Here is a 224-nt window from a genome sequence, read left to right on the forward strand (position 1 = left end):
CGCCTACAATGCTAATACCTGCTTCAGCGGCTTTATCTGCACCGCCGCGCAGGATATCGCCCAGGACTTCCATAGGCAACCTTTTTTCCGGGAAGCCTACTACATTCAGGGCAAAGAGAGGCTTACCGCCCATGGCATAGATGTCACTGAGGGAATTGGCTGCGGCAATCAGACCGAAAGTATAGGGGTCGTCCACTACGGGTGTGAAAAAGTCGACAGTCTGG

The 224-nt window shown here is 53.6% G+C and carries 1 protein-coding gene; it reads right to left on the reverse strand.

All coding sequences use genetic code 11. From position 1 onward, the window contains the following. Positions 1-224: AIR synthase related protein (locus JDF658_RS13600; protein ID WP_242946687.1), on the reverse strand; the 224-nt coding region annotated here is incomplete at both ends.

Origin of the sequence: Carboxydocella sp. JDF658 (genome assembly GCF_002049395.1) — a bacterium.
GTDB lineage: Bacteria > Bacillota.